Genomic DNA, 15,026 nt, shown 5'->3' on the forward strand with positions numbered 1-15,026 from the left:
CGTAATAATACTATAGTTATAGATGAAATATAAAAGGAGCCCCTAAAAAGAAGCTCCATTTTCATTAATATTCATTATTCTATATATCCAATAGCCCTCTAATTACTTCTATTATGGCATTAATGTATGTTCAAACTTTGATTGTGCTATTGAAATAGAATATAATCATGTTGGTTGTCTGCAATTCTATCGAATCAAAATTTTCCACTTGTTAATGAATTTCTTGTATAATTCCTTTTCCCTAAATAAAAGAAATAGCTACCTAAGAGGGATATGAAGGCCATAAATAAAAACATTGTTGTTCCCCCATACACTGACAGCAAGATGCCTCCAAACCAAGGACCCAGAAAATTCCCAAACTCTCCTAAGCTTTGAGCGCCATAGTAAGTTCCACGTAAATGTGATGGTGTAATTTCATCCACTTGAGCATATTCAGCAGGAATAACAAGTATTTCACCTAAAGTAAATATAAGCATCGAAATAATGAAGGGTGTCCAATTAGTTGAAAAGGCAAACCCAGTTTCACCGATAGCAAATAAAATACATCCAAATAAGATTCTTTTTGTAAATGTAAATCGCTCTGACCATCTCGTTACTGGAATTTGAAGTATTAGTACGGTGAAACCATTAATACTCATCAACGCTGCAAATAATTTTACTCCATCTATAATATTTGCTTGTAGGTGTTGGGAAAGTGTCACGGACATTTGACCATGCACGGTAGTTAATAACATTCCCCCAATAATAAATAATAGTAATGGCGTATCCTTACGCATTGTATTCCATAATAATGATAAATTAATGCTCTCATCAGATACTGATTCATTATCATCAATAGCTCTAAGCATAAAAAATAAAACAACCGCATAGATGATATACACAACGGAAGTTAATACAAATGCTATCGTACTGCCGCCAATACCTAAAAGCGCTCCAAGCATAGGACCTACAGAAAAACCAATATTCAATGCTAAATAACGATTAGCGAACATTTTATATCTTTTATGATCTGGTGTTAAATCAGCCATTAGTGCCTTAGAAACAGTGCCAAAAAAAGCCTGAGCTACTCCTCTAAGGATACTAAAGAAAAGTAAACCCATAAAATTTGTTGTAGTAATAAAACCTACAAAGGCTATACTTAACCCTATTAAAGAAAGAAGCATTAATTTTTTTCTTCCAATAAAATCTGAAAGAACTCCCCCAATTAACCCACAAAATGTTCCAGCTAAAGGACCTACACCAATAATAAATCCTATGGTCGCAAAATCTAAGCCTACAGATTGACTTAAGAAAATAGCTAAAAAGGGCATACTCATAGAGCTTGTTAGGGTAATTAAAACCGTACCGAAAATTAATACATGAACAACCGGATGATATTCCTTGATATAGCTTTGTATTTTATTCATTGTAAACCTCTTCGTTTTATGAATTAACCAATAAGACGGTTTTGAATTCTAGCAAAACTTAATTTCCAGTTTTGTTCAATTTCATTAAGTACTACAGATAAATCTTTTTGTCTAATAGCTTCGATAATACGTAAATGTTCCTCATAGGAAAAATGAACATCCTCTACTAAATCAAAATAATACAATTCAACACGCTTAAGCTTTTGTCTGACACCAGTAAGTATTCGTTTTAATTCCTTATTTTGAGATAACTCGATAAAAATTTCATGAAATTCATTATCATATTCAACCGCTTCTATTTGATTTCCTTCAGTAATTGCCTTTTTAAGTTTAAGATTAATTGTCTCCATCTTTTGTAGATGATCATCTGCTAAATGTTCAAATATCTGTTTCATCGCTAATTGTTCAAGCGTCCAGCCAATAGAATAGAGATGGAATACTTCCGTAGCATCAATAGGAGATACTGTTGTTGAACGATTGGGCTTTGTTTGTACAAACCCTTCATCCTCTAAGCGCAATAATGCTTCTCGAATTGGTGTTCGACTAACTCCTAATTGCTCTGCTAATTCCTTGTCTCTCAATTGTTGATTGGGTTTTAAAGTTCCATCAACAATCCAATCTCTTATAATTGTATATGCCTCCTCACGAACGAACGTCCGTTTAAGTTTTTTCTTAGTATCAAATTGTTCCATCATCAATGCCTCCCAATACTTCACCTACTGATATGTAATATATCACATATCAGTATTATTTTCTTTATTTTTTTAGTATAGGATAATACTAAAAAAGGAATCATTTAAACTCTTTTGATTCCTTTTTGAAAGATAATTCTATTCGATTTGTTTATTTTCATGCACTGTCGTAGCCTTTTGTAGTTCATCCTCTGAGGACGTAACTCCCAGAATATCAAGTAGAAACATGAATAATGGAATACCTATAATCAATCCCCATACACCAAGGAAATGCTCCGAGAAGAGAATGACGATGAATGTATAGAAAATAGGAAGATCTGTCTTTGCAGACATCAGCTTTGGATTTAAGAAGTATGCCTCGATAGCATGTAGCACCATCACTATTACTAAGATATAGACAATATACATTAAACCACCAATACTATAGGCAATAATACTAAGTGGAATTAAGGAAATAATAACCCCTGCGACTGGTACTAATCCTAATATAAAGAGCATGATTCCTAAGGCAATTAAATGTGGGAAGCCCATAATAGAAAGAGCAATAACCGATAAAACACAGTTTACTGCTGCAATAATAAATTGTGCCTCAATCACTTTACCAAAAGAGCGTATGAAAATTCTTGAAAAATATTTTAGTTCGTCGTAAAGAGGACCAATTTTACTTTCTTTGAATTTAGCCGTAAACTCAGTAATTCTCTTTTTCTCAAGCAAAATAAACAAGCTCAAAATCAATGAAATAAAGATGTGTAAAATGATTTTACCAATATTCGTAATATTTTTAAGAGTTATGTCCACACCCTGCTCTAAATATTTACCAAGTTCAATCTTCTCAAAGGTAGGTGCCAAATATCTGGCAATTTCATTATCATCTGGATCCAAATTAAAGCTAGAGATAAGGTCAAAAAGCTGTGTAATCTGTTGGGTAACAACTGGTAAATACTTGTAGATTACCGCAACGATTCCTGCTACTAATAACAAATAAAGGGTAACAGTTACTGCTTTTTCATTCATCGGGACATACTTACGAACTCCTGCCGTTGTCTTGGTAGCCAATTGATTCATCAAATAGGTAATAATAAAGGTAAGAAGAATAAGATTAATCATGCTACGCATTAAATAGAGTGCAACAGCGATTCCGACTAGAATAATAAAGCGTTTAAATCCATTGCTCCGAAAGAAATTACTCATGTATTCACTCCTTCTACAAAACGGCTTCGCTGTTTTTATTGCTCCAGTTTCGCTATCAAATGAACATAAGTAATTAATAAATTGATGTAAAACATTACGTATCATTCTTATGTAAATACTCCCCCTTCTTTGGATTATTATTTCCATCATCTCTTGAAATAAGACTTACTTATATCGCCTTACAAGTGTCTTAGGAGATGAATGCATAAATCCAAGGAGCGGAAAAGAATTGTATGCCTTATCAAATTTAAAATGAAGAACAATACTTTTGTACTTTATTGAAAGCTATATCAGCGTTATAAGCCTTAATTCTATTTCTCTATTATAACCTTTTGAATGAGCATATCCAATTTATGTTCCTTTATAATAGTATTAAATATAATTTTTAATCTTTAGAATCAGTATGTTATTTTTAACATAATTTTAAACTAAAAAATAGATAGGATGATTTTTATGAAGATTACAAGAAACCCGAAGGAAATTCATCAACCAGTCGCTCCTTATGTACATCAAATTGAAATAACAGGACCTCAGAAATGGTTAACACTATCTGGACAAATCGGAATGGAAAAAGACGGAAAGATACCTGAAGAATCAACAGCTCAATTAAAGATTGCACTAGAAAATATCCGAAAGAATCTTGAAAGTGCAAATATGGAGGTTCAGGATTTAACGAAACTAGTTTTTTATTTGGTTGGGGAGATGGACGCAGAGCAACGAAAGCAAATAATTGGTGATTTTCTTGGACAACACCTTCCATGTACAACCTTAATGTATGTGGTAGCCCTTGCTGCACCTTCTATAAAAGTGGAGGTTGATGCCTGGGCATGTCAGGAAATGTAATCTTATAATATGTAGATTTTCGCAGAAGTGTGCTTTTGATTTGCAATTTATATATTTCTATAGAAAAAGTACCCCTATAGAGAATTCTAAAGGGGTACACATTACATTATTGATTTTTACTATTTACTTTAGCATGTTTGTATCCATAGGCTATATATATAACCAAGCCTATTGCTAGCCATATTAAAAAGCGCAGTATCGTAAAGATGGGAAGACTGAAGATTAATGCAAGTGATCCACCGACACCTATTATTCCTACAAGCCAAATTGCTGGTACTTTAAATGCACGAGGTTGATCTGGTCGCGTGTAACGAAGAACAATTACGCTAATTGTTGTTAATGCAAACGCAGTCAAGCCTCCAATGTTAGCAAATTCAGCTAATTCACCGATTGATAAAAATCCAGATAGTAGAATACCTGTCAATACGACGATGAAGATTGATAGTACAGGAACACCAGTCTTTTTATTCGTTTGTGCAATACGCTCAGGAAGAAGTCCATCACGGCTCATCGCAAATAGAACGCGTGTAGCACTAGTTGTATTTGCAATCATTGTAGCAAGCAATCCAAAGATAACCGCTACTGCGACGATAGCACCTCCCCATTGAATACCTACAGACTGTAACGCGAATACGGTAGGGTTTGGAACATCTAAATCAGGGAATGGTACAATCCCTGTCAAAATCGCTGCAACAAGGGCATAAATAAGTGTTAATACGCTCAAACCACCAATTAAAGCTTTTGGTATTGTTTTTTGTGGATTTTTTACTTCTTCAAGCACTGTTGTTACACCGTCAAAGCCTGTAAAAGCAAAGAATACTAACGCTGCACCAGCCATGACACCTGACCAACCAAATGGTGTAAAGGGTGTCCAGTTTACAGGATTTACGTGGAACGTACCGATGACAAGGAACAAAATAATTGCCCCAACCTTTGCAATTGTAAATAATGTATTTGAACGACCCACATTCTTAATTCCGCTCAATGCAATCCAAGCCACGATAAGCCATCCAATAACAGCTGGCAGATTGACGATACCGCCATGAGCAATGTCTTTTGTGAGAACCCCTGGTAAATGAATACCTATAGATTGTAAAAATGAATCTACGTAACCACTCCAGCCAACTGCGACGGTACTAGCAATAACCGTAAATTCTAATAGTAAATCCCACCCTATCATCCATGCGATAATTTCTCCTAACGCAATATAAGAATAGGTGTAAGCGCTTCCGGCGACAGGTGCCATTGCTGCAAATTCTACATACGCTAGTCCTACTGCAATTGTGACAATCCCACCGATTAGAAATGAAACAATAACTCCAGGTCCAGCATGTAGAGCGGCAGTAGTTCCAGGTAAAACAAATATCCCTGCTCCGATTGTGGCTCCTAAAACATATAGCATTAATTGCCATGACCCAAGTTCACGTTTAAGTTTAAAGCGCTCAACTTCGGTTATTTTATTGGCTTGCTCGATTGACTTCGTTCGTAAAAACTTCGCCATAATAACCACCCCATTTTCAAAAAAGAATAATAACTAAAAATATAAAATTTTATAATAACTAGTATATTATACATTTTTTAGAATTGAGTCAACAATTAGATTATTAGAAAAATTAATTATTCATTAGATTATAGTAAATTTCATTGCTTAATACAGAAAAATAAAATAAATAACTAAATATTTATCTTTTTTATTTATAAACTAGTACTGTTAGAGATTCCAAGTAAAATATAAAAATCTATGAGTCCCCTCAATTAACTGAGGATTCTCATAGATATTTTTTAAAACTATTTTACAGGAATTTTGACTATAGCAGATGGCTCTAGTTCCATATATGGCGTCGTTACAGTATGAACAATTGGTTTCCCTACATTTGCTTGATAAGATACCTCATACTTATTTGGTCCAACTGCATGGACATAATCAGTGATAAGACTTTCTCCTGAATCAGACACAACCTCAAAAAAGGAAGGTGTAAGTGTATCATCAAAAGGGAATTCACTATCGATATAAAAGGAAAGTGTAGCCTCATGTTCCTTTTTTGTTACTCCAGTTATGACATAATCGCCCATCTTGTCCTGTGATATTCGCTGTGGGAATGAGTCTGCTAGTGGGACAATTAAATCCTTACGATTTAAGTTAAACGGGAAGAAATAGTAAGCTATTCTTACCTCAGTAATATCTTGACGTAAGGGCTCTATTAAGTACGTGTAAGTTGTACTTTTGTCATCGCCACCTCCTGTTTGATCCAATATTTTAAGTGGCGTGCCATGCTGATCCATTATTGTCGCATTTAGTACACCGGACTCTTCAGAAAATAATTTATCCATAGTTGTATCAAATTTCACGTTGATCTTTGTCGTCGTTGTTGAAGTATCCATACTTTCTACAACAAAGGTATTACCTTTCACTTCACCTGTTTGACCAGCAATTACTTTATTGCTATGATTATTTACTTTTTTAATAGGCGTAGAAAATACCCATTCTCCTTTTGTTGAACCCACCTGTAAAAACTTTATGGTTAAATCAAATTTATCAGGTAGTTCTTCAGCGATCGGAAATTCTAATAACCCTCGAAATATATTTTTATCTTCTAAAATTTTTAAACTTTCAGGAACATTTAGTTCTCTTTCGTTGACAGTTAGAATTGCTTGTGAAAGTTCCTTATATTCTGGCATCGAATAAACTACATTTAATCGTGCTCCATCAAACACAATTTCCTCTATCGTAAGAGCTGTACCATTACTAGTAACTGTCTTATTTAAGACTACCTTATTGTCATCAGAAAGCGCTGTTTCTAATCCTTTATCATGTTCTTCTATATTAAACATAAAACCAATAAGTGGCACGTCCGCCAATACACTTGCCATTTTAGGAGAAATAAAACCGGAACCCACGATTAAAGCTATACTTGCCGCACTTGAAAGGATGACTCTTTTCCATATTTTCTTGTCTTTTTTCTTTTGTATGCCCATACCTTTTTCAATAGCAAAATCTAGCTTTTCCATGGGGACATCAATGCTCTCTATAACTTCTTTAATATTGTTCTCCATAATGCTCTCCTTCCTTATTAAAATATTTTTTAAGCTGCTGAATGCCTCGATGTACATTTGTCTTAACAGTGCCCTCTGGACAATCTAATAAATCAGCAATATCCTTTGTAGATAAATCACGATAATACTTTAATAGAATGACAGTTTTATATTTCTCTTCAAGCTGCTCTATAGCTTGTAGTAAATCTAACCTCTCATCATAGCTTGAAACTTGGATTTGCTCCGATTGTTGTTCCAAGATAGGTACTATTTTTTGATTTTTTCTGAGCATCTCGATGGCTGTATTGATTAGAATCCTCATCAGCCATGTGGCAAAATAGCGATCTTCTTTGACTGTATGGATATTGCTATAGGCTCTTGCTATCGTCTCCTGCACAACATCTAAAGCATCATTTTCATTTTTCATATAAATATAGGCCATTTTATATAGCTTCAATTTTTCATTCTGCAACAGCTCCACAAAAGCTTTGTTATTACCTTTTTTCGCCTTTAGTAATAATGTCTTTTCTTGCAACTTTTCCATCCTCCTTTCTTGTTTCTATATGTTAGATGGTACAGATTTGTAAATCGTTTCAATAAAGTGAGAATTTATAGCATAAGAAATCTCCTTTAGAAAATTTACTCTAAAGGAGGACTTAGGTTTGTAACTATTTAAATTTCGTTTTCTTGATTTACACTCAATCGAATTACTTTAATAAGGTGAGTGTTGCTGCAATTGCATTGTCAACAAAGGAGCGTTGTGGTCGAGATTTCATCATAACTGTTATACCAATTAAAGATACAATCAATGCCTGTGCTAAAGACTTTGCATCTGTGTCAGCATCCAGTTCCCCTGTTTGAATTCCTCGCTCAATTGTTTCCTGAAAAATAACGGCTAAATACATTTGATGTTCTCTAGTCAGGACTTCAAATTTCTCATCATGAGGTGCTAGCTCTACCATTGTATTGATACAAAAACAACCTTTACTGAGATCTTCTTCGTATTCCTCAGTAATAATATCTGCAAAAAAGTTTGAAAATGCCTCTTTTACAGACGAGTATTTTTGAAGTCTAGATCGTATATCAGATGCACGAGACGTTGTATATCTACGAAGTGCAGCTTCAAACAATTCTCTCTTGTCTCCAAAAGTCGAATAGATACTAGGGCGTTGAATACCCATTCTAGAGGTAAGGTCACTTAATGAAGTTGCCTCATATCCCTTCTCCCAAAATAGTTGCATCGCTGCTTCTAAGACTTGACCTTCATCAAATTCACGAGTTCTTGCCATAAGAGCACACCTCTACACTTTAATTTTTAAGGATTATTTTTTATTGTCATTAAATTCATACCAAACAGTATGTAATTATTATATATATAGGTAGTATTCATGTCAAATTTGAATTTAATATTTTTATTCATATAAATATTTATTGACATTACAAATGAAATTAATATATATTTACCAATAATTATATTGTACCGAACGGTATGTTATAATTACAATCTAATATGAATGGAGGGAAAAGCATGTGTAAAACACAGACAAATTTAGTACATCGTCCTCTTAACAACGAAATAACAGATTCTTCATCATCCACAGCCATATCTAACACGAAGAAACCGTCATCTATAACACGAGCTGTTACATTGTTGTTTGCTGCTGCCTGTGGAATATCTGTCGCCAATATTTACTTTGCACAGCCCTTGCTTGATCAATTGTCTGAGGCATTTGGTATTAATCATTCTACTATTGGTATTGTTATTACCATCACACAAATTTTTTACGGATTAGGCTTACTATTGCTGGTACCTCTTGGAGATTTACTGAACCAACGGCGATTAATAATTGGTCAAATGCTGTTATCTACAATGGCTCTAGCTATCGTTGGTACTGCCTTCTCAAGCATCGTACTTTTTGCAGGAATGGCTTTGGTGGGGCTACTCGCAGTTGTGACACAGACACTTGTGGCATTTGCAGCAACAATGGCTTCCTCTGCCGAAAGGGGCAAGGTTGTTGGTATTGTAACAAGTGGCATTGTTATTGGTATACTTCTCGCTCGAACATTTGCTGGTATATTAACCGATCTTGCAGGCTGGCGCTCTGTATATCTAATATCTGCTGTCATTATGCTTTTGATGGTTTGTATGTTTGCCAAGGTGTTACCTCATGCTGAACGCGAGGTAAAATCATTGTCCTATATTCGGTTAATTAGATCAGTGCTTGATTTGTTTATGCAGGAAAGAACATTACGAATCCGCTCTTTTCTAGCCATGCTGATTTTTGCTAACTTTAGCATTTTGTGGACTTCACTAGTACTTCCGCTTAGTTCACCTCCGTTCGCTCTATCACACAGCGCGATTGGAGCATTTGGCCTTGTAGGAGTAGCTGGAGCATTGGCAGCAGCGCGAGCTGGGAAATTGGCCGATCAAGGTTATGGACAGCGAACGACAGGTATTTCTTTAGCTCTACTACTGCTTTCATGGTTGTTCATCCGTTATCTTGAACATTCTTTAATGGCGCTAGTCATCGGCATAATTCTTCTTGATTTGGCGGTGCAAGCCGTTCATGTTACAAATCAAGCTATGATTCTTCCTCTGCGAGCTGAAGCACGAAGTCGACTTACAGCTGGCTATATGGTGTTCTATTCTATTGGCGGTGCAAGCGGATCAATTGCTTCAACACAAATGTATGCATACTTTGGCTGGGGAGGCGTTTGTTTACTTGGAGCCTCAATTAGTGCCTTCGCCCTTCTTTTTTGGGCAATGACCAGCCAAGTAAAGACAAAATGAACATGGAGTATACACCCACTAATAATTCGTCTATATATATTTATTGAATGGAGCAGCAAGCAATAAGCGAATAAGAAACTAATCTGACAAGGAGAGATAATAAATGGAAATAGGTATTACTTCTTTTGTAGAAACGAAACCAGATGTTCACAGTGGGAACGTGATAAGTCACGCACAACGATTACGTGAAGTTGTTGAGGAAATAATTTTAGCTGATCAAGTAGGACTAGATGTCTTTGGCGTCGGCGAGCACCATAGGGTGGATTACGCAGCTTCGTCCCCAGCTATGGTTCTATCAGCAGCGGCACCTCAAACGAAAAAAATAAGACTAACTAGTGCAGTGACAGTGCTCTCTTCCGCAGACCCTGTAAGAGTTTTTCAGGATTTTTCTACTCTCGATGGTATTTCAAACGGTCGCGCAGAGATTATGGCTGGACGAGGTTCCTTTATCGAATCCTTCCCCTTATTCGGCTATAACTTGAAGGATTATGATGAGCTATTTGAAGAGCATTTAGCATTATTGCTTAAAATACGTGAATCTGAAAAAGTCACATGGGAGGGTGTACACCGACCAGCGATTAATGATTTAGGGATATATCCTAGACCTGTCCAAACCCCTTTACCAGTATGGATTGGCAGCGGTGGCAATCAAGAATCCGCCGTCCGAGCAGGTCTTCTGGGATTACCTCTTATGCTCGCTATTATTGGAGGTAGTCCAATGCAATTTGCTCCCATTGTACAGTTGTATAAAAAAGCTGCCGCTCATGCTGGTCATGATTTATCAAAGCTTCAGGTAGGCTCACATTCAATAGGTTTCGTTGGAGAAAACACAGAAAGGGCAGCAGATATATTTTTCCCATCAACTCAGGCAGGCATGAACAAATTAGGAAAAGAACGAGGCTGGGCTTATTATGATCGCTCTAGCTTTGATGCTGCACGCAGTTTTGAGGGAGCCTTATATGTTGGTGATCCCGATACAGTGGCTAATAAAATTATTCATCTTCGTAAGCATGTTGGAATTACACGTTTTATGCTGTATGTGCCTTTAAGTACGATGCCACATGAACAGGTGATGCGTGCGATAGAGTTACTTGGAACAGAAGTTGCTCCTCGTGTACGTAAGGAAGTTGCCAAATGGGAAGAGGAACAGGAGTCACATTCACTCCTTTAATACCATTAATTTCGCCTTGGCGTAATTGTAGCTGTCGCTGCCGCTACGCTTTCGATACAAAAAAACATTTGCTGATTGAAGATAAAAAGAATCCTATTTTATATCAGTATTTCATTGGGGGAATATAAATGAAAATCGACAGTCGGATATTACCAGAATTGCAGGAGAGTTTCTCTCAATTTCCAGGATTTCGGTTGGACAATCTAGAATTTAGTAGGGGTCTTTTGTCAAATCCACCCTTAGAGACATCAAAATATGTAAAAATCACCCATCGAATGATTTCAAATGCTGTCGGCGAAATGTTAGTAAAAATTTACGAACCGATTGGGCGAAACCGTGATAAACTTCCAGCCATGTTATGGATACATGGGGGTGGATATGTAATGGGGCACCCTAATATGGATGATGTTTTGTGCGAGCGCTTTGTTCAGGCAGCAAATTGTGTTGTAGTGTCTGTCGATTACCGACTCTCACCTGAGCATCCCTATCCAGCGGCTATTGAAGATTGTTATGCCTGCCTAGTGTGGATGAAAAATGAGGCAGAAATGCTTGGTATTGATGTTAATCGAGTAGCTATTGCAGGGGCAAGTGGTGGTGGTGGACTAACAGCTGCCCTTGCACTTATGGCACGAGATAAAGGAGGCCCATCTATTATATTTCAGATGCCACTATATCCGATGCTTGATAACCGCAATACCACACCTTCAAGCTATGAGATTACAGAAAACCATGCAACATGGAACAGAACAAATAACATAACAGCTTGGAATATGTACTTGGGTGAGAAAAAGAATGACAATGAGCTTTCTCCTTACGCTGTACCTTCGAGAGCAGACAATTTAGTGGGTCTTCCTCCTATGTATACGTGTGTGGGGCAACTTGATTTATTTAGGGATGAAACCATTCACTATGTAACACAGCTTGCTCAAGCAGGTGTAGACGTTGAATTCCATCTCTATCCTGGCTGCTTCCATTGCTTTGAAGTCTTTGTACCTGAAGCCGAGGTAAGTCAGCGTGCAAGTCAGAACTATTTAGATGCAATGGCTCGCGCTCTTCACCCTTAATCTACCTTACTGAGAATGTGAACTAGCCTTTATCATAGTCGTTAAGGAGTTCAGTTGCACCCATAATTGATAGGAGCAGAATTTTCTAAATGAAAGTTGCTGCTCTTGGAATGTTTGAACATGGAAAAATTTAAAATACGAAAATGCTTTGACGATATTTTCGCATTTTATAATTATAACAATTTAGTTATGGTGACTTTGTTGATAAAAACTTCACAGCTATGCAAGTCCAATTCCTCAATTTATGGCTTTCAATGTTTAAGGATTCATTTATGGCAAGTTTATCGTAAAATAAAATAATGACTTTTTTTATCATCAAATGAACTATGATGTTAAAATTACTAAAAAGTGATCCAATCAGGGGGTGTAATCATTTGGAAGAAAAATATACTATAGGTGAAACAGCTAAAATAATAGGTTCTACTATAAAAACAGTCCGTTACTATGACGAAATTGGATTGCTGAAGCCTACAAGTTATACTGAGGGTGGACATCGATTGTACACTAATGAAGATATATGGCGTCTTGAAATGATTACAAACTTGCGTTATCTGGATTTCGGAATTGATGAAATAAGCAAAATGTTATCTGAAGAAATTCCAGTTGATAAAGCACTTGATTGGCAGATTGAATCTTTGGAAACACAGGCTACTACGCTTATGGATATGATATCGATTCTTCGTCAAGCAAAGGAACATGACGGGGATTCATTGCAGTATCTTCATAACTTAGTAAACGCACGAACAATAAATTCCGAACATAAAAAACAGTTTATCGATAAAAAAGTGAAGGAATCCCAATTATTACTTGGCATTCCAAAAGAGTGGAGGGATTCATTTTTTCATTATTTTAACAAATATATTATTAATCAAGTGAAAAGCTCTGCCAAACAAACCGCTGCTTGGCATGAGTTGCAGGAGCTCATAAATGATCCACAGTTTATAAAAGACCTAAAAAACACTGAATTTCTGTACATGAATATTGTTCATCAGCCAAAATATAACGCTACAACACTGGTCAGAAAGCTCGAAAACATCCATGATCGATTGAATAAGGCGTTGAAACAAAAATTGCCTGCCAGCAGTCCGGTTGTACAGGCCATTGTCGATGATACTGCTAGGCTGTATGCGAACTCAGAGCAATTGGACAATAAAGAAGATTACTTCCATTACTTTGTAAAATATATTCAAAGAACCAAAACTAAACGACTCCAACGATGCGAAACGTTATGTGCCATTCTAAGCCCACAATACTACCAGCTCTCAAAAGCTAATCAATTACTATTTCAAGGAATAGAATGGCGACTTGAGCATACGGAAAATTCAGGACGAGAATAATTGAGGGCTAAACACCCTCAACTATTCGCCTTAGCAGTCAACCTTTCTGCAACGTAAACTCTGGATAATCCCCAATATTTTGCTCTAATAGTTTAAATGGCTGCTGCTTTAAATAATGATTAAAGAAATCCAATGAATAGTCGTTAATTAGACGGTAAGCCTTTTGGATGTCGACCCCTTCCATTCGTTCATAAAGCGGTGAAAACAGATATAAATCGGAGAAGCCCATATGCTTCATATCTTTAATTTTCATCCAATAGTTCCCTCCCACAGTTACATACTTGTACCGCGGCAAAGTTTCCTTTATAAACTCGATCAACTCCATATCATCTGTTGCCTTCGCTTCTCTGATTGAGTCATCTGCACTCATCATCATAAACGGTTTTTTCAGCCCATCCGCAGGAACTCGGAGTTTTCCATATAGAACGCCGTCCATATTAAGAGCTGCTTTTATTCTTGAATCTGTCATGAGCATTTGGGTGCTTGTTGCCCCACCAAAGGAATGACCAAACATACCTACATTCTCCAAATCCATTCTACCTGTAAAACGGTTTTCAGGATCATTTTGGGCCAGCTGCTCTACTTGATCCAGCACAAATTTAGCATCTTCTACCCAACCTTCATTTGCTTTATCTAAATATGCAATTGATTCCGTTTTTTGCGGCACGTAATTTGCTACACGACCATCAGAAAAAACGGAAGCCGTGCTACTGTAAGTGTGATCTATTCCTACCACGATATAGCCTTGACTGACTAATTGCTCAATTTGAAAAGTGTTCTGATTTTTATGTCCACTAAAACCATGAGAGAACAGGAGCACCGGATAGGTTGTTTCCTGATTCGAAATCTCAGCGTTCTCAATAGCATGTGTTTTTACATAACCAAAATTTGTGAATAAAAACTTCGGTAAATTCAAGATTTTACTATATCCCTCTGCAAAAACATCAGAGTTAGAAATATAAGGAGCCATATTACCTTTAGCATTCGTATCAGCAGGATACCAGATTTGTACCATTAACTCACGCTTGTCGCCAGGCTCTGGTGTGAGAGTCTCTTCTCTCTGAGTATCCTTCCAATCATAGGTGATCGTTCCAATTTTGTACGGACCCGCTGGCTTTTCAAAGGTAAATACCGGAAGCAAGCTAGGAAGACTAACTGCTATGGCAGAATAAAGTACAGCCAATGTTGACTTCAGAACAACGCGTAATGGATGTATACTTGATTGTTGTTCTTTTTGAATTTTTGGGTTAAAAAAGTGCCTTATCACAACAACAGCGAGGAAAAATAATGTCATCAAATAAGTCGGCATCATTTGCCACCGCATTCCTTCGATGATCCCATGGACAAGTAGAAATAGAATAGACATACCACTCGCTATCAGCATTCCTCGCTGTGACTTATTTCTACCAAAAACTAACCAACCTAGTAAAACAATATTAAAGATGATATAAAACAACTCAATAGACCTCATAATGAAAAACCTCCTTGTTTTTTTGAT

The 15,026-nt window shown here is 36.5% G+C and carries 13 protein-coding genes; 5 read left to right on the forward strand and 8 right to left on the reverse strand.

Annotated elements, in window-relative coordinates:
* Window positions 1-194 precede the first annotated feature (194 nt).
* From QNH24_RS24610 to QNH24_RS24620, 3 genes are all read right to left on the reverse strand, one after another.
* Window positions 195-1,406, reverse strand: coding sequence for an MDR family MFS transporter (locus QNH24_RS24610; protein ID WP_283869977.1), 1,212 nt, complete (start codon window positions 1,404-1,406; stop codon window positions 195-197).
* A gap of 23 nt (window positions 1,407-1,429) precedes the next feature.
* Window positions 1,430-2,098, reverse strand: a complete 669-nt coding sequence (locus tag QNH24_RS24615) for a GntR family transcriptional regulator (protein WP_283934519.1) — start codon at window positions 2,096-2,098, stop codon at window positions 1,430-1,432.
* 138 nt (window positions 2,099-2,236) lie between these two features.
* The gene (locus QNH24_RS24620) at window positions 2,237-3,289 is read right to left on the reverse strand and encodes an AI-2E family transporter (RefSeq protein ID WP_283869979.1); all 1,053 of its coding nucleotides are present in this window, start codon (window positions 3,287-3,289) and stop codon (window positions 2,237-2,239) included.
* Window positions 3,290-3,742: 453 nt separating this feature from the next.
* Here QNH24_RS24620 and QNH24_RS24625 point away from each other — a divergent pair, with 453 nt between their 5' ends.
* Entirely contained in the window at window positions 3,743-4,132 is a 390-nt protein-coding gene (locus QNH24_RS24625) for a RidA family protein (RefSeq protein ID WP_283869980.1), read from the forward strand.
* A 106-nt stretch (window positions 4,133-4,238) separates the two neighbouring features.
* On the opposite strand, the gene QNH24_RS24630 is transcribed toward QNH24_RS24625, so the two are convergent.
* From QNH24_RS24630 to QNH24_RS24645, 4 genes are all read right to left on the reverse strand, one after another.
* Window positions 4,239-5,633 carry an amino acid permease gene (locus QNH24_RS24630; RefSeq protein ID WP_283869981.1) on the reverse strand — a complete coding sequence of 465 codons (1,395 nt, stop codon included), beginning with the start codon at window positions 5,631-5,633 and terminating at the stop codon, window positions 4,239-4,241.
* Between the two features lie 287 nt (window positions 5,634-5,920).
* Window positions 5,921-7,186 (reverse strand): DUF4179 domain-containing protein, encoded by a 1,266-nt coding sequence (locus tag QNH24_RS24635; RefSeq protein ID WP_283869982.1) that lies wholly within the window; start codon window positions 7,184-7,186, stop codon window positions 5,921-5,923.
* A complete protein-coding gene (locus QNH24_RS24640) occupies window positions 7,170-7,700 on the reverse strand; it encodes a sigma-70 family RNA polymerase sigma factor (protein ID WP_430674522.1) in 531 nt (176 codons plus the stop codon). Before QNH24_RS24640 ends, QNH24_RS24635 begins: the two co-directional genes overlap by 17 nt.
* A 172-nt stretch (window positions 7,701-7,872) precedes the next feature.
* On the reverse strand, window positions 7,873-8,454 hold the full coding sequence (locus QNH24_RS24645) for a TetR/AcrR family transcriptional regulator (protein WP_283869984.1): 582 nt from the start codon (window positions 8,452-8,454) through the stop codon (window positions 7,873-7,875).
* Window positions 8,455-8,693: 239 nt separating this feature from the next.
* Between QNH24_RS24645 and QNH24_RS24650 the strand changes: the two genes are divergently transcribed.
* The 4 genes from QNH24_RS24650 (at window position 8,694) to QNH24_RS24665 (ending at window position 13,528) form a co-directional block, all read left to right on the forward strand.
* Window positions 8,694-9,956, forward strand: coding sequence for an MFS transporter (locus QNH24_RS24650; protein WP_283869985.1), 1,263 nt, complete (start codon window positions 8,694-8,696; stop codon window positions 9,954-9,956).
* A gap of 103 nt (window positions 9,957-10,059) precedes the next feature.
* The gene (locus QNH24_RS24655) at window positions 10,060-11,127 is read left to right on the forward strand and encodes an LLM class flavin-dependent oxidoreductase (protein ID WP_283869986.1); all 1,068 of its coding nucleotides are present in this window, start codon (window positions 10,060-10,062) and stop codon (window positions 11,125-11,127) included.
* A 128-nt stretch (window positions 11,128-11,255) separates the two neighbouring features.
* Window positions 11,256-12,191 carry an alpha/beta hydrolase gene (locus tag QNH24_RS24660; RefSeq protein ID WP_283869987.1) on the forward strand — a complete coding sequence of 312 codons (936 nt, stop codon included), beginning with the start codon at window positions 11,256-11,258 and terminating at the stop codon, window positions 12,189-12,191.
* Window positions 12,192-12,565: 374 nt separating this feature from the next.
* Window positions 12,566-13,528, forward strand: coding sequence for a MerR family transcriptional regulator (locus tag QNH24_RS24665; RefSeq protein ID WP_283869988.1), 963 nt, complete (start codon window positions 12,566-12,568; stop codon window positions 13,526-13,528).
* Window positions 13,529-13,565: 37 nt separating this feature from the next.
* On the opposite strand, the gene QNH24_RS24670 is transcribed toward QNH24_RS24665, so the two are convergent.
* Entirely contained in the window at window positions 13,566-14,999 is a 1,434-nt protein-coding gene (locus tag QNH24_RS24670) for an alpha/beta hydrolase family protein (RefSeq protein ID WP_283869989.1), read from the reverse strand.
* Between the last annotated feature and the right edge of the window lie 27 nt (window positions 15,000-15,026).

The organism is Lysinibacillus pakistanensis, assembly GCF_030123245.1.
GTDB lineage: Bacteria > Bacillota > Bacilli > Bacillales_A > Planococcaceae > Lysinibacillus > Lysinibacillus pakistanensis.